The following is a 16,033-nucleotide window of genomic DNA, read 5'->3' as shown; positions in this document are numbered from 1 at the left end:
TTGGCGGGCGCGTTCAGATGCGGCGCAGGACGAGGAAGGCGGTGGCGATGCCACCCACGAACATGAAGGCCACGGCGATGGTGGACGACACCGCCATCTGCGCCATGCCGGACAAACCGTGGCCGGAGGTGCAGCCATCGGCCACGCGGGCACCGAACAGCATCAGGAAGCCGGCGCCGAAGGCCACCGCATAGCGCACCGGCCGGCTGGAAGTGCCGAGCGCCCGGCTCCAGATGGGGGAGACGGCCTTCCGCTTGGCGCCCGAAAGCTTCATGGAGATGAAGGCGCCGATGGCGACGCCGGCCACCAGGGCCACCTGCCACCAGTTCTTGCCCGTGGCCGCCACGTGCTTGGCCACATAATCGATCTCAACAATGGAAGGATCGAACAGGGAAGCGATGTAGCCCCCCACCGTCACATAGGATGACGAGGCCCCGAGGGCCGTGGAGATGAGGAGGAAGGCGGGAACCTGCAGCAGGCCGATGATGATGCCGGCCAGATATGGCGACCACGCCTTCTGCTTGAGGGAACAGGCACGCATGGGGTTTCTCCCTGCGGGACACGGACGATGCCGGGGTTGCGGCCGGCCACGGTCCCGACGATATACATTCAATCATATGAAATTATATGTTTTGAATGTTTTCGCAAGGGCAGAATGGCGATGCCCCCCATGACGGCCCGCCGCAAATGGGGGACATCGTCATGGGTCCGCGCGACCGCCGCCCGCCAGGGGGCAAAGCAGGAGGCAACGGCATGGCTGAGAAACTGAAGCCTGATGAAACCGCGCTGCGCCCGAACCGGGTGCCGTGGCCGCCGCTGATCTACGGCGCCGCCCTGGTGGCCGGCCTGGGCCTCGGCTGGCTGGCGCCGCTGGGTTGGCCCTCGGCGCTGGCGGGGTTGCCGGTGCGCATTGCGGGGGCGCTGGTGGCGGCCCTCGGGCTGGGGCTCGACCTGTCGGCGATCTTCACCCTCTATCGCGCCCACACCAATGTCCTGCCGAACCGAGGCGCCGACCATCTGGTCACGAACGGCCCGTTCGCGCTCTCGCGCAACCCCATCTATCTGGGCAACACGCTGCTGGTGGCGGGGCTGGGGCTCGCCTTTTTCAATGGATGGCTGATAGGGGCGGCGCTCCTTGCCGCCCTCGCCACCGATCATCTGGCCGCCCGCCGCGAGGAAAGGCACCTCGCGGCGAAGTTCGGCCCGGCCTTTGCCGCCTATGCGGCGCGGGTGCCGCGCTGGATCGGCCCCCTCACTCCGCCGCCGCCATGAATAAAGTCAACGCACGCAGGCACGACGCTGACATTCCGCCCGTAGCGAATCGTTGGTTGAGATGGTACACGCAAAAAGCGTATAATCCCTTGCTTTAATTCTGATGTTCGAGCCTCTCATTGATCACGTGCCATCCGAAATAGACATGGAAGGTGATGGTCGCGACTATTCGACGGTTGTGCCCATCGCGCTGTGCCGAAGCTCGGGTCGGATCGTGTCCATAGACTGTGAGTTGAATTATACCACCAACCAGCATGTTCGCCCACTCAGCTCATGGTTCCATGAATTTTCATTCTCGGTGACCTGCGCCTCTTTGGATGAACCCAGTCCGCCATTTTCAACGCAGGACCGGAATATCGCCCGCAATTACATTCCGTCACAAATCCGCGGCCTAGTGATGCCCGTCGTGTTGGAGAGCTGCTCAACCTTGATCCGAAAGGTCCGCCCCAGAGTGCTCTACCGTGTCACGAAAACACGCCTATGCCCTCCTAAGGCCATGGTGAAACACGAATTGTTGAGCGTGCATCTGAGAGAATTGGGATATTCCATCTTTGAGACAGGTTCGGACCCCATTGGCCGCACCTTCTGGGTCATGGCCTTGATTTGACATCGGCCGTAAGGGCCGGCTAATTTCAAACTCCACTGGGAGTTGTCGTCATGGTTCTCGCCCTCAAATTCAAGGATGTAGATTGCTACATTAGCGATCGTGTCTTTGATAATGTGCGGGTGAAGGACGGGGAAGCCGCCGCTCGCCACGTCAACCGCCTCAAGCGCCTGCTTCAGCACGGCCCCGCACCCGCTGGTAACAACGCCAAACCAGCAGAGACGGGGGAAGTGACCAACGGTACCAGCCGCTAGGCCAGAGATAGGATCCGCTCTCAATCTGATCACAGAACTCGCCAAGAGGTGAGTGCGCACGCTGATGAGGCACTTAACGATGCGGAGATACTTGGATCCCTGCATCGCAGTGGGAGCGGATCAGGCCCTACATTTCTAATCATGAACGCGCGGGCCCACGCCACTCTGTAGCTAAAGCAGAGTGGCGTGGGCCCCATCACTCCGCCGCCGCCTGGCGGGCGGGGTCGTAATTGAGGATGGGGGCGAGCCACTTCTCGGCTTCCGCCACCGTCCATTCTTTGCGGGCGGCGTAATCCTCCACCTGATCGCGCTCGATGCGGCCGACGCCGAAATAGGCGGCCTCCGGATGGGCGAAATAAAGCCCCGACACCGCCGCCCCCGGCCACATGGCGAAGCTCTCCGTCAGGCGGATGCCCACCGCGTCGGTGGCGTGCAGCAGCGAGAACAGTGTGCCCTTCTCGGTGTGATCGGGCTGGGCCGGATAGCCCGGCGCCGGGCGGATGCCGCGATAGGTCTCGGCAATCAGTTCGTCGTTGGAGAGCGCCTCATCCGGCGCATAGCCCCAATATTTGGTGCGTACGAGCTGGTGCATGCGCTCGGCGAAAGCCTCCGCGAGGCGGTCGCACAACGCCTTCAGCATGATGGCGGAATAGTCATCATGGGCCGCCTTGAAGGCCTCCACCCGCTCGTCCTCGCCGATGCCGGCGGTCACCGCGAAGCCGCCCACATAATCAGCCACGCCGCTTTCCATGGGCGCCACGAAGTCGGCGAGGGCGAGGTTGAACCGCCCCTCACGTTTCGCCAGCTGCTGGCGCAGGGTGTGCAGGGTGGTGAGCGGATTGGCGCGGCTGTCGTCGCGGAACAGCACGATATCGTCGCCCACCGAATTCGCCGGCCAGAAGCCGATGACGGCGCGGGCGGTCACCCACTTTTCCTCCACCATCTTCTTCAGCATCACCTGGGCATCGTTGAACAGCGCCCGGGCCGGCTCGCCCACCACCGGGTCCTGAAGGATGGCCGGATAGCGCCCCGTCAGCTCCCAGGACTGGAAGAAGGGCGTCCAGTCGATATAGGGCACGAGGTCGGCCAGATCGTAATCCTCGAACACCTCGGCGCCGACGATCTTCGGCTTGGGCGGCACATAATTGGAGAAGTCCAGCTTCAGGCCGTTCTCGCGCGCCTTGGCCAAAGGCACGCGCTGCTTGGCGGCATCGGCGCGGGCATGGGCATCGGCCAGCTTCTGGTATTCGGCGCGAATGTCGGCGACGTAGGATCCGCGCGTCTCGGCATTGAGCAGGTTGGAGACAACGCCCACCGCGCGGCTCGCATCGGTGACGTAGACCGCCTGCCCGCGCTCATATTGGGGCGAGATCTTCACCGCGGTGTGGACCCGCGAGGTGGTGGCGCCGCCGATGAGCAGGGGCACGGAAAAGCCCTCGCGCTCCATCTCAGAAGCCACGTTCACCATCTCGTCCAGGGACGGGGTGATGAGGCCGGAAAGGCCGATCACGTCCACCTTCTCCGCCTTCGCGGTTTCCAGGATCTTGGCCGTGGGCACCATCACGCCGAGGTCGATGACCTCGTAATTATTGCACTGGAGCACCACGCCCACGATGTTCTTGCCGATGTCGTGGACATCGCCCTTTACGGTCGCCATCAGGATCTTGCCGGCGGCGGAGGAGGCGGAAAGGCCCATCTCCGCCTTTTCCTTCTCCATGAAGGGCATAAGATAGGCCACCGCCTGCTTCATCACGCGGGCCGACTTCACCACCTGGGGCAGGAACATCTTGCCGGCGCCGAACAGGTCGCCCACCACGTTCATGCCCGCCATCAGCGGGCCCTCGATCACGTGCAGAGGCCGCTCGGCCTTGGCGCGGGCCTCCTCGGTGTCGGCCTCCACATAATCGGTGATGCCGTTGACCAGCGCGTGCTCCAGCCGCTTCTCCACCGGCCAGGTGCGCCAGGTGAGGTCGGCTTCCTTCTTCTCCTTGCCCTGGCCCTTGAAGCCCTCGGCCATGGCGAGCAACCGCTCGGTGGCGTCGGCGCGGCGGTTCAGCACCACGTCCTCGCAGGCCTCCCGCAAGGCCGGCTCGATCTCGTCATAAACGGCGAGCTGGCCGGCATTGACGATGCCCATATCCATGCCCGCCTGGATGGCATGATAGAGGAACACCGCGTGCATGGCCTCGCGCACCGGCTCGTTGCCGCGGAACGAGAAGGACAGGTTCGAGACGCCGCCCGACACATGGGCGTAAGGCAGGCCCTGCCGGATCCAGCGGGTCGCCTCGATGAAGGCGACGCCATAGCCCGAATGCTCCTCGATGCCGGTGGCCACCGCGAAGATGTTGGGATCGAAGATGATGTCCTCGGGAGGGAAGCCCATGCCGGTCAGGATGCCGTAGGCGCGCTTGCAGATGGTGGTCTTGCGCTCATAGGTGTCGGCTTGGCCCTCCTCGTCGAAGGCCATCACCACCACGGCGGCGCCATAGCGGCGCACCAGCCGCGCCTTTTCGCGGAACGCCTCCTCCCCCTCCTTGAGGGAGATGGAATTGACGATGCCCTTGCCCTGCAGGCGCTTCAGCCCCGCCTCGATGATGTCCCACTTGGAACTGTCCACCATCACCGGCACGCGGGCGATGTCGGGTTCCGAGGCCACGAGGTTGAGGAAGGTGACCATGGCGGCCTCGCTGTCGAGCAGGCCCTCGTCCATGTTGATGTCGATCACCTGGGCGCCGCTTTCCACCTGGTCGCGCGCCACCGCGAGCGCCGCAGGGAAGTCGCCATTGGTGATGAGCTTGCGGAAACGCGCCGAGCCGGTGACGTTGGTGCGCTCGCCCACATTCACGAACGGGATCTCACGCGTCAGCTCGAACGGCTCTAGGCCCGACAGGCGCAGCCGCGGCTCCAGCTCCGGCACCACGCGGGGCTTGATGCCCTTCACCGCGCCGGCAATGGCCCGGATGTGGTCCGGCGTGGTGCCGCAGCAGCCGCCCACCACGTTCACGAGACCGGAGGTGGCGAACTCGCCCACCAGGGCCGCCATGGCCTCGGGGCTCTCGTCATAGAGGCCGAACTCGTTGGGCAGGCCGGCATTGGGATAGGCGCACACGAAGGTGTCGGCCACCCGGCCGATCTCGGCGATGTGGGCCCGCATCTCCCTGGCGCCCAGCGCGCAATTGAGGCCGATGGAGAAAGGCTGCGCGTGGCGCAGGGAATACCAGAAGGCCGAAGGCGTCTGGCCCGAAAGGGTGCGGCCCGACAGGTCGGTGATGGTGCCAGAGATCATCACCGGCAGGCGGATGCCAAGCTCGTCGAACAGCCCCTCAATGGCGAACAAAGCCGCCTTGGCGTTCAGGGTGTCGAAAATGGTCTCCACCAGCAGGATGTCCGCCCCGCCAGCGATGAGGCCGCGCGCCTGCTCGCCATAGGCTTTGGCGAGATCATCGAAGGTCACGGCCCGGAAGCCGGGATCGTTCACGTCCGGCGAGATGGAGGCGGTGCGGTTGGTGGGGCCGAAGGCGCCGGCCACGAAGCGGCGGCGACCGTCTTCCTTTTCCGCCAGCACCGCCGCCTCCTTGGCGAGGCGGGCGCTCTCGAAGTTCAGCTCGTAGACGATGGCCTCCATGCCATAATCGGCCTGGGCGATGGAGGTGCCAGAAAAGGTGTTGGTCTCGACGATATCGGCGCCGGCGCGGAAATATTTGAGGTGGATCTCCCGCACCGCGTCGGGCTGGGTGAGGCTCAACAGGTCGTTGTTGCCGCGCACGTCGCGCGGCCAGTCCTTGAAGCGCGCGCCGCGATAGCCCGCCTCGTCCAGCTTCAGGGCCTGAATCATGGTGCCCATGGCGCCGTCCAGCACCAGGATGCGTTCCCGCGCGGCGGCGGTCAAAGCGGCGAAGACATCATTGGCAGCGGTGGCGGACATGATTGGGGCTCTTTGAGGCTCGGGGCATGGCCCGAAGGCCGCCTCGTTCGGAAAAAGGGAAATGTGCGGGGGACCGGGCGCCGGAGCCGTCAGGCCCGACGCCGGTCCGGAAATCTCAGACAGCGAGCGCTTGCGCTCCGGCCGCCGCCCCCTGTGCCGCGCCCTGCGCCGCCTGGGGGCGCAGACCCAGCAGGTGGCAGATGGCATAAACAAGGTCGGCGCGGTTCAGCGTATAGAAGTGGATGTCCGTGACACCCCGATCAACGAGGTCGGTCACCTGCTCGGCCGCCACCGCGGCGGCGATGAGCTTGCGGGTCTCGGGATCGTCATCCAGCCCCTCGAACCGCTTGAGCAGCCAGGCCGGCACGCTCGCCCCCGTGCGGGTGGCGAAGTTCGAGGCCTGCTTGAAATTGGTCACCGGCAACAGGCCTGGCACGATGGGAATGTCGATGCCGCGCGCCCGCACCCTGTCCAGATAACGGAAGTAAACGTCGTTCTCGAAGAAGAACTGGGTGATGGCGCGGGTGGCGCCCGCATCCACCTTGGCCTTCAGCACGTCGATATCCGCCTCGATGGACGGGCTTTCCGGATGCTTCTCCGGATAGGCGGAAACCGACACCTCGAAATCGCCGATGCGCTTGATCCCGGCGACGAGGTCCGCCGCATAGGCATAGCCGCCCGGCGTGGGCTCATAGTGGGTGCCGACGCCCGCGGGCGGGTCGCCGCGCAGGGCGACGATGTGCTTCACGCCCGCTTCGCCATAGGAGCGGATCACCGCATCCACTTCCTCGCGGGTGGCGTTGACGCAGGTGAGGTGGGCCGCGGGGGCAAGGTCCGTCTCCTTCACGATGCGCGCCACGGTGGCGTGGGTGCGCTCGCGCGTGGAGCCGCCGGCGCCATAGGTCACTGAGACGAATTCCGGATGGAGCGGCGCCAGCCGGCCGATGGAGGCCCACAGGGTCTTCTCCATCTCCTCGGTCTTGGGCGGAAAGAACTCGAAGGAGACGGAAACGGGCGCGCGGCCCATCTCACGGCTCGCCCGCACATGTTCGGCCCCTGCGAGGATCCCCGGCTGCCCGCTCATCACGCCACCTCCCTGTCGGCCGCGCCCGCTTCGGGCGATGCAGCCTGCTCAGCCTCGGTGCTCCCCGCCGCCACGCGCGGATCGCGCGCCAGCCACAGGGAGACCGTCAGCCCTTCCTCACGCCCATGCTCGGGCGCCAGCATTTCGAAGCGCTCCGGCTGCAGGCCCGCCTGGGTCAGCCAGCCTTCCACCGTCTCGCGCGCGAAGCCGAGACGCCGGTGGGCGTGGGCCTCTCGCAGAAACTCAAGATCATGGGGCGCGAAATCCACCACCAGCAGCCGCCCGCCCGGCTTCAGCACCCGCGCCGCCTCCATGAGCGCGCGGCCCGCGTCGTCCAGATAGTGCAGCACCTGATGCACGATGACAGCGTCGAACGAATCACGCGGCGCCGGCACCGCATACGCATCGCCCTGCCGCAGCAGGCAATGGCGGATGCCGGCGCGCTCCAGATTGGTGCGCGCCACCGCCAGCATTTCCGGCGACAGATCAAGGCCGAGGCCCCGCTCGATGTCGCCCGCGAACAATTCAAGCATGCGCCCGGTGCCGGTACCCAGGTCCAGCAGCGAGCGGACCGGTGCATCCGCCAGAACGTTCCGCACCGCCGCTTCCACCGCCGCCTCGGGCACATGCAGCTTGCGGATCTCATCCCATTCGCGGGCATGGCTGGCGAAATAGCCCTGGGCCGCGGCGGCGCGAGCCGCCCGTACCGCCTCCAGCCGCTCGCGGTCACGCGCGAGCACGGGGTCGTCCGGATCAAGCAGATCGAGCAGGCGCGTGGCAACCCGGCCCAGGGGACCCTCATTGGTGCGGCGATAGAAGATCCAGCTCGCCTCGCGATGCCGCTCCAGCAGCCCCGCCTCCGCCAGCAGCTTCAGATGGCGGGAGATGCGCGGCTGCGACTGGCCCATGATCTCCGTCAGGTCCGACACCGTCAGCTCCGCCTCTCCCAGCACCGAAAGAAGGCGCAGACGCGTATCCTCCCCGCCGGCCTTCAAGGCTTCCAGCAGGGCGGGAAAGGACAGGCGCGCGGCGCTCTCAGGAAGAGACATAAAGATATCTTTATATCTCTTCCGTCGCCATTTCAAGAGCGAGAGGCCCGCGCAAGCCATACCGATCACGATATGCGGCGTTGCAGCTGCGCGCGTTGCTCCGGGGACGGAGGCGGGGTACATGCGGACTTCGAGGGTCGTGCCTGACGTCGCGCGGGGCAATGCCGGGCGTACAACCTCAGCCTCAACGTGTCGAAAAATTATTCTCGCCCGTTTCCAATTTCGTCACGTTTCAGGGTTAACTCCAATCTCATGACGTTGCGCCAGAAACTCCTCCTCGCCACCTTCGGGGCGTCGCTTTTCACCGTGCCGGCCTTTGCGCAGGGCGCGTACAATTCCGGTTACGGCACCAGCCAGTACGGAGCGGGGGACGAGACCGGCACCGTTCCTCCCGGCTCGGTCAGCGGCAGCTATAATGCAGCCCCTCCCGGATACAGCGATCCTTACGCCCGCACGCCCTCCGCGGCTGGCGGCGAAGTCGAGCGCTCCGAGGTCGCCCCGCCCAGCGGGTATCAGCAGGCGCCGTCCTATGGCGGCCAGGCGAACGCCACGACCTATCAGCAGCCCGCTTATCCGCAGGCGAGCTACCAGCAGTCGCCCTACCAGCAGTCCGGGGCGACTCAGTCCGGCTATGGACAGGCGCCCTCGGCGGCGACGTCCGAGCAGGCCTCTGTGTCCTATCCCCAGCCGCCTTATGGTCAGCCCGCCTATCGCAGCGGCGCCGGACAGCAGTCGCCCCGTTATGGCTATGGCAATCAGGCTTCCGCCGCGGTCACGCCGCCGGCGGGGGTGTATAGCCCCAACGCCGCCGTGGTGCCCGGCACCCAGGAGGCCCCCTCCGGCCCCCGTATCGAGGACGTGGATCCCGCCGAACCGGTTCCGGATCGCTTCCGCCGCCAGACGGTGGATTATGTGACCACCCAGCCGGCCGGCACCATCATCATCGATACGCCGAACACCTACCTTTACTATGTCCTCGGCGGCGGCAAGGCCGTGCGCTATGGCATCGGCGTGGGCCGCGAAGGCTTCACCTGGTCCGGTACCGAGCGCATCTCCCGCAAGGCGGAATGGCCCGATTGGCGCCCGCCGACGGAGATGATCCAGCGCCAGCCCTATCTGCCGCGCTTCATGGCCGGCGGACCCGGTAACCCGATGGGCGCTCGCGCGCTCTATCTGGGCGGCACCATCTACCGCATCCACGGCACCAACGAGCCCCAGACCATCGGCAAGTTCGTGTCGTCCGGCTGCATCCGCATGCTCAACAACGATGTGGAAGACCTGTTCGACCGCGCGAATGTGGGCACCAAGGTGGTGATCCTGCCCAAGCCGTCCTCTCCCACGGTTCAGGCGAACGCAGCCGGCACACCTTCCGCCAGCGCCGGTCACTGACCCGCTCATCTGCCCCGAAAAGCAAAAGGCGCGCCCTCACCGGCGCGCCTTTTGCTTTTGCGCGCGGCTCTTTTTCACGCCCGATGCGTCATGATCCGCCCACCCCTCCGGGCCGTGGGCAAAGGCCGCCCCCGACGGCTCCTCAAGTGAAGCGGGCAACCTTTCCCGCGAAGGAAACGGCGCAGGCACATGGCCTTGAAAACACAGCGGCGCCACCCATGGGCGGAACCGAAGCAGCTGGCCCGCCCCTCCTGGCGGCAAGCGAGAGCGCCGCGATAGAGATTGATTGGCTCTTGCGTCGGGAGGGCGCGCAAGGACAGGCGCCGGCGACATCTCCAACCGTATACGCAACCAGGCCGTGGCCCGCGCCGCGATGCTCCGCGTTCTTTCCCTCGCGGATCGCGCACGTCATGGTATAGCTCGCACACTTTAGCCACATTCTGTGGCGCGCTTTCCTCCTGTATGATCGTGGGGACGACAGGAGCTCACCTGCGCGATGCTCACAAGCTCCCATCTGGAGACGGTAACATGACAATGCCTGCATCCACTCCGGCGTCCGCGGTCGCCGACCGCCTGCACGCCATCCGGGCCAATTGGGGCTGGTTCGTTGCCCTCGGCATCGCCTTCGTGGTGCTGGGTCTCATCGCGCTCGGCCACGTGCTGCTGTTCACCCTCGGCGTCACCATCTATGTGGGCGCGCTCATCCTGGTGGGTGGCGTCATCCAGGTCATCCACGCCTTCCGGGTGCAGGGCTGGGGCCAGTTCTTCTACTGGCTGCTGGCCGGCCTGCTCTATGTCGTGGCCGGCGGCCTCATCATGTACAACCCGGCCCTGGGCGCGGGCATCTTCACCCTGCTCATCGGCGTGGCGCTGGCGGTGGAAGGCATCTTCCGCATCGCCGCCGGCTTCGGCTCGCGCGCGGGCGGCGGCTGGGGCTGGATTGTCTTCTCCGGCTTCATCACGTTGCTGCTGGGCGCCATCATCATCGCCCAGTGGCCGGTGAACTCGCTTTACATCCTCGGCCTGTTCCTGGGCATCGACCTCATCGTCAACGGCGTCGGCACCGTCTTCTTCGGCCTGGCCCTGCGCGAGAAGCGCGCCTGAACGCACACGACCTGAACGCGGCACGGCCCCCGGTTCCCGGAACCGGGGGCCGTGCCCATGAAGGAAACCGGCGCCGGCGGTAGCGGCCGCGGCGCCGGTTCCTCATTCCGCCGGATGAGGCAACCCGGCGGAAGGAAGATCGTCCGTCACCTTCACCCGGAACCAGGTGGCGTAGAGGGCCGGCACCACCAGCAGCGTGAGCGCGGTGGCCACCAGCAGGCCGCCCATGATGGTGATGGCCATCGGCCCCCAGAACACGCTCTCCGCCAGCGGAATCATGCCCAGCACCGCCGCCATGGCCGTGAGCACCACTGGCCGCGCGCGGCGCAGGGTGGCCTCGACAATGGCGCGATGGGGTGTCGCCCCGGCGGCGATATCGTGGTCGATCTGGTCCACCAGGATCACCGTGTTGCGCATGATCATGCCCGCCAGCGCGATAAGCCCCAGCAGTGCCACGAAGCCGAACGGCTGGTGCGTCACCAGCAGCGCGGTGGAGGCACCGATCAGCCCCAGCGGCGCGGTGGCGATCACCAGCGCCAGGCGAGAGAAGCTCTGCAGCTGGATCATCAGGATGGTGAGCATCACGATGATCATGATGGGAAACACCGCCGCCAGCGACTTATTGGCCTTGGCGCTCTCCTCGATGGAACCACCGGTCTCGATGCGGTAGCCGGCCGGCAGGGAGGCCTTCAGCGCCTTCAGCTTGGGCAGCAGGCGCAGGGTGACGTCGGGCGGCTGCACGCCGTCCTTCACATCGCCGCGCACGGTCAGCACTAGGTCGCGGTCGCGGCGCCACAGGATGGGCTCCTCGCTGGCATAGGCAATGCGCGCCACCTGTCCGAGGGGCACTGCCACCCCGTTGCGATTGGTCACCGTGAGGGCGCCGAGCCGCTCCAGATCCACCCGCTCTTCCGGCACCGCGCGCGCCACCACGCCGATGAGCAGATTGCCCTCGCGATACTGCGTGACCGTATAGCCGGAAAGCAGGGTCTGGAGCGTCTCCGCAAGGTCGCGCGGGGTGGTGCCCAGCGCCCGCGCCCGGTCCTGGTCCACGGACAGGGTGATGGACTTCACCTGCTCGCCCCAATTGAGATGCGGCTCGATAATGGCGGGATCCGACGCCATGATAAGGCGCACCTTGTCAGCGATGTCGCGCACCATCAGCGGGTCCGGCCCCACCACGCGGAACTGCACCGGGAAGCCCACCGGCGGGCCGAATACGAAGCGGTCCACCCGCACCCGCGCCTCGGAGAGGGCGCCCTCGGCCACCGCCTTGTCGAGCCGCGCCTTGATGCGCTCGCGCGCCTCCAGGTCCTTCGTCACGATGACGATTTGCGCGAAATTGGGATTGGGCAGCACCGGATTGAGGCCGAGCCAGAAGCGCGGCGCCCCCTGGCCGATATAGGTGGTGGAAGAAAGGATGCCCTCATCCTCCCCCACCAGCGCTTCCGCCTTCTTGGCCGTGGTCTGGGTAGCCTCGATGGAGGACCCCTCCGGCAGCCGCATTTCCAGAAACAGCTCGGTGCGTGTGGAGGTGGGGAAGAACTGCTGCTGCACGAAGCCGAACCCCACCACTGCCAGCACGAACAGCCCCACCGTGGTGCCGATGACCATGAAACGGTGCCTCAGGCACGTCTCGAGCATGGCGCGCAGCATGCGGTAGAGCCGGCCATCCCGCAGCTCATGGGCCGCGTGCTTGCCCCGCATGTCGGGCAGGATCACCGTGCCGAGATAGGGCGTGAACAGCACCGCGACGAACCACGACGCCACCAGCGCGATGCCCACCACCCAGAAGATGCCGCCGGCATATTCACCGGAGGAGGACCGCGCGAAGCCCACGGGCAGGAAGCCCGCCGCCGTCACCAGCGTGCCGGTGAGCATGGGAAAGGCGGTGGAGGTCCAGGCGAAGCTGGCGGCGGAGAGGCGGTCCCAGCCCTCCTCCATCTTCACCACCATCATCTCGATGGCGATGATGGCGTCATCCACCAGCAAGCCCAGGGCGATGATGAGCGCGCCGAGGGTGATGCGGTGAAGGTCCATGCCGGAGGCGAACATCACCAGGAACACGATGGCGAGCACCAGCGGCACCGACAGCGCCACCACGATACCGGACCGGAAGCCCAGGGACAGGAAGCTCACCACCAGCACGATGACGAGCGCTTCCGCGAAGGTCTTCAGGAACTCGCCCACGGACTCGCCCACAATGTGGGGCTGGTCCGCCACCTGAACCACGTCGATGCCCACCGGCAGCTCGGTCATGGCCTCCGCCATGGCGCCCTTCAGCTCCTCGCCCAAGGTGAGGATGTTGGCGCCCTGGGCCATGGAGACGCCGATGCCCAGTGCCGGGCGCCCATGCTGGCGGATGAGGTAGGAGGGCGGGTCCTCATAGCCCCGCCGCACTGTGGCGATGTCGCCCAGCCGCACCAAAGCGCCGCCCGCATTGATGGGCACTTCCGCGATAGCCTCGGCTCCGGTGAAGGCACCGGTGAGGCGCAGATTGATGCGATCGGCCTTGGTGTCCACGGCGCCGCCGGCCACCACCGCATTCTGCCGTGCCACGCTGTCGAAGATCTGGGTGGGGGTGATACCCAAAGTGGCCAGGCGCGCGTGGGAGAACTCGATATAGATGCGCTCGGGCCGCTCGCCGATGAGGTCCACCTTCTCCACGTCCGGCACGCGCAGCAGGCGCTGGCGGATCAGCTCCGCCTGCCGCTTCAGCTCCGCGGGGGGCACGCCATCGCCGCTCAGCATGTAGAGGGCGGAATAGACGTCGCCATATTCGTCGTTGAAGCTGGGGCCCACCACGCCCTGGGGCAGGTCGCCCCGGATGTCACCCACCTTCTTGCGCACCTGGTACCACAGGTCCTTCACCGCCGAGGGCGGCGTGGTGTCGGCCAGATAGACCTGGACGAAGCTGACGCCGGGGCGCGAATAGCTCTCCACCCGGTCGAGGTGCGGCAGGGTCTGCAGCTTCTTCTCAATGGGGTCGGCCACCTGGGACTGCATCTCGGACGCCGTGGCGCCCGGCCAAGCGGCTGAGATGACCATCACCTTGATGGTGAAGGAGGGATCCTCCGCGCGGCCAAGATTGAGATAGGAATAGAAGCCCGCCGCCCCCAGGAGGAGGATGGCGAACAGGGTCAGCGCCCGGTGGGTGATGGCGAAGCGCGAGAGGTTGAAGGGGCTGTCCAGCGCCTTCTGCTCCTCGGGCGTGGGGCCATGAACGGGCGGGGTTTCCACGGGCGGGGTTTCCACGGGCGGGGTTTCCACGGGCGAGGTTTCGAGGTTCGCGCTCACGGCTTCGCCTCCGCGCGGATGGAGCCGGTAGCCTCGCCCTTGACGGGCACGGTGCGCACGCTCTGGCCCGGCTCCAGGGTCTGAACGCCCAGGGTCACGACCTTGTCGTTCTGGTTCACCCCCTTGGAGATCAACGCGGAATCCTCGGTGTAGCCGACCACCTCGACCGGCCGCGCCACCAGCGTGTGGGTCGCCTCGTCCACCACGAACACATGAGTGCCGTGGCCCTTGTCGAAGACCGAGGACAGGGGCAGGCGCGCCACCATCACCCCGTCCTTCGGAGCCAGCGTCACGGTGGCGGTCATGCCCAGGGCCACCGTCTCGTCGGCGCCGTCCAGGGTGAAGCGGGCGGCATAGGTGCGCGAGACGGGGTCGGCCTGGGGCGAAAGCTCGCGCAGGTGGGCCGTGATGCGGCGGTCGGGATCGGCCCAGAGCGTCACGCTGGCACCCGCGGTGCGGGCGGCGGCAAGGGCCGTTTCCGGCAGGGCCACCAGTGCTTCCTTCTCATCCAGCCGCGCCACCCGCACGATGGTCTGTCCGGAGGACACCACCTGCCCCGGCTCGGCCGATGTGGACACCACCACGCCAGCCGTATCCGACAACAGATCGGCATAGGATAGGCGGTTCTCCGCCAGCTCCAGCGCGCGCTTGGCGCGCTCCAGGCGACCGACGGCCTCTTCCTTGGCCAGGGCCTTGCGGTCCAGCTCGGCATTGGAGGCGACGCCCTTGGCGGTCAGGGACCGATAGCGCCCATCCTCGGCGGAGGTCTGCGCAAGGTTGGCGGTGGCGGCGGCGAGCTCGGCGCGGGCGCTTTCCAGCTCCAGCTTCAGGTCCTCGCGGTCGATGCGGGCAATGAGGTCGCCCGGCACCACCCGGTCGCCCACCTCCACCTTGCGCTGAACCACCTTGCCGCCCACCCGGAAGGCGAGGTCGATCTCGCGCCGGGCGCGGACCACGCCCACGAAGGTCTTCTCCGCCTCCCGCGGGCGCAACTGCACCGAGGTGACCTGGACCGGGCGGGCCGGGGCAGCCTCGGTTTGCGCGGGCGCAGGCTCACCGCAGCCGGCAAGCACCGCACAGAGCGTCAGCGCGGCAGCAAGCGGAACAGCGCGCCGGGCAAGGACAGAAACGAAGGCCGGATGGCCTGCGGCGCCGCCCGCGGGCAGCGGCGTCGGCGACGACGGACGGCGGAAAAAGTGTTCCATGACACCGGCCCTGATGAGTGAAGGTTTAAGGTTCAACGCTGATGACTTTCAATAATCGTCACAAAATGCGCGAGAAAAGCCGCCCCCTCCCTCACGCACCACCGGAGCCCCTCTTCCGTTCGCCGCGGCTCACGGACGAGGCTCCCGGCATCTGGGGCGCCGCGTCGTCTTCGTGCGACGCGGTCCCCGCTTAGTCCGAAACGCTCGGCCCCATCGGCGAGCGCTTCAGCTCGATGCTCCGTAGCAGAAAGGCCACGGTCGCATTGACGCTCGCCTCGAGATCCTCGTCGATATTCTGGGCCACCAGCACGGGATGGCAATATCGCACCATTGCGCCCAGGATCAGCCCGCTGACCACCTGCGGGTCGTGCGGCTCGAAGACCCCGGCGCGGATGCCGTCCTCCAGCACCTGGGCGACGCCGGCGCGGATCCGCTCCTTGTGGGCCTCGATGTTCTCCCAATTGTTCTCGATGGCCACCAGCACCATGTCATGGACGCGCCGCTCGGCCAGGAAATTCGCCTTGTGATAGTGCAGGATGGCCAGATAGATGCCGGCAATGCGCGCCTGCGGCGTGCCCGGCCCGGCTGCGATGGCCGCGATCTCGCGATCGATCTCGCTGAGGCAGCGCTGGCAGATGGTGGCGACAATGGCGGTCTTCGAGGGAAAGAAGCGGTAGACATTGGCCGGCGACATGCCAAGCTCGGCGGCGATGTCAGCCACCGCCGTCTTGGCGAAACCCATGCGGCGAAACAGATCCTCCGCCACGCGCGTGATGCGCTCGCGGGTTTCCTCAGCCGTTTCCCTGGCCTTGACGTTCAACTGCGCCTCCGAAGAGCTGACGATTTTCAT

At 66.5% G+C, this 16,033-nt stretch carries 11 protein-coding genes; 4 read left to right on the top strand and 7 right to left on the bottom strand.

Translation table 11 applies throughout. The features are described from left to right. Positions 1 to 13: 13 nt before the first annotated feature. Positions 14 to 541, bottom strand: a complete 528-nt coding sequence (locus L0966_RS17950; protein WP_234053341.1) for a YeeE/YedE thiosulfate transporter family protein — start codon at positions 539 to 541, stop codon at positions 14 to 16. A gap of 212 nt (positions 542 to 753) precedes the next feature. Between L0966_RS17950 and L0966_RS17945 the strand changes: the two genes are divergently transcribed. Further along, positions 754 to 1,272: an isoprenylcysteine carboxylmethyltransferase family protein gene (locus L0966_RS17945; protein ID WP_234053340.1), complete on the top strand. Its 519-nt coding sequence runs from the start codon at positions 754 to 756 to the stop codon at positions 1,270 to 1,272. A gap of 657 nt (positions 1,273 to 1,929) precedes the next feature. Next, positions 1,930 to 2,130 carry a hypothetical protein gene (locus L0966_RS17940; protein ID WP_234053339.1) on the top strand — a complete coding sequence of 67 codons (201 nt, stop codon included), beginning with the start codon at positions 1,930 to 1,932 and terminating at the stop codon, positions 2,128 to 2,130. A 196-nt stretch (positions 2,131 to 2,326) separates the two neighbouring features. Here L0966_RS17940 and metH read toward each other — a convergent pair whose 3' ends face one another. From metH to L0966_RS17925, 3 genes are all read right to left on the bottom strand, one after another. Then, complete coding sequence (gene metH, locus L0966_RS17935; RefSeq protein WP_234053338.1) at positions 2,327 to 6,055, bottom strand: methionine synthase; 3,729 nt, start codon at positions 6,053 to 6,055, stop codon at positions 2,327 to 2,329. Between the two features lie 115 nt (positions 6,056 to 6,170). Beyond that, the gene (metF, locus tag L0966_RS17930) at positions 6,171 to 7,139 is read right to left on the bottom strand and encodes a methylenetetrahydrofolate reductase [NAD(P)H] (protein WP_370640773.1); all 969 of its coding nucleotides are present in this window, start codon (positions 7,137 to 7,139) and stop codon (positions 6,171 to 6,173) included. Then, the gene (locus L0966_RS17925) at positions 7,139 to 8,188 is read right to left on the bottom strand and encodes a metalloregulator ArsR/SmtB family transcription factor (protein WP_234053337.1); all 1,050 of its coding nucleotides are present in this window, start codon (positions 8,186 to 8,188) and stop codon (positions 7,139 to 7,141) included. Before L0966_RS17925 ends, metF begins: the two co-directional genes overlap by 1 nt. A 252-nt stretch (positions 8,189 to 8,440) precedes the next feature. Here L0966_RS17925 and L0966_RS17920 point away from each other — a divergent pair, with 252 nt between their 5' ends. Together L0966_RS17920 and L0966_RS17915 are read left to right on the top strand one after the other, a co-directional pair. Further along, the gene (locus L0966_RS17920) at positions 8,441 to 9,577 is read left to right on the top strand and encodes a L,D-transpeptidase (RefSeq protein WP_234053336.1); all 1,137 of its coding nucleotides are present in this window, start codon (positions 8,441 to 8,443) and stop codon (positions 9,575 to 9,577) included. Between the two features lie 528 nt (positions 9,578 to 10,105). Beyond that, positions 10,106 to 10,681 (top strand): HdeD family acid-resistance protein, encoded by a 576-nt coding sequence (locus L0966_RS17915; protein WP_234053335.1) that lies wholly within the window; start codon positions 10,106 to 10,108, stop codon positions 10,679 to 10,681. 102 nt (positions 10,682 to 10,783) lie between these two features. On the opposite strand, the gene L0966_RS17910 is transcribed toward L0966_RS17915, so the two are convergent. The 3 genes from L0966_RS17910 to L0966_RS17900 form a co-directional block, all read right to left on the bottom strand. Then, on the bottom strand, positions 10,784 to 13,873 hold the full coding sequence (locus L0966_RS17910) for an efflux RND transporter permease subunit (protein ID WP_234053471.1): 3,090 nt from the start codon (positions 13,871 to 13,873) through the stop codon (positions 10,784 to 10,786). Between the two features lie 101 nt (positions 13,874 to 13,974). Beyond that, positions 13,975 to 15,183 carry an efflux RND transporter periplasmic adaptor subunit gene (locus L0966_RS17905; RefSeq protein ID WP_234053334.1) on the bottom strand — a complete coding sequence of 403 codons (1,209 nt, stop codon included), beginning with the start codon at positions 15,181 to 15,183 and terminating at the stop codon, positions 13,975 to 13,977. Positions 15,184 to 15,373: 190 nt separating this feature from the next. Beyond that, on the bottom strand, positions 15,374 to 16,033 hold the full coding sequence (locus L0966_RS17900; RefSeq protein ID WP_234053333.1) for a TetR/AcrR family transcriptional regulator: 660 nt from the start codon (positions 16,031 to 16,033) through the stop codon (positions 15,374 to 15,376).

The sequence above is a fragment of the Xanthobacter sp. NM-59 genome (assembly GCF_021401125.1).
In the GTDB taxonomy this organism is placed as follows: Bacteria; Pseudomonadota; Alphaproteobacteria; order Rhizobiales; family Xanthobacteraceae; genus Xanthobacter.
Note: the sequence above shows the minus strand (reverse complement) of the source record. Positions and strands in the feature narration are given on the sequence as shown.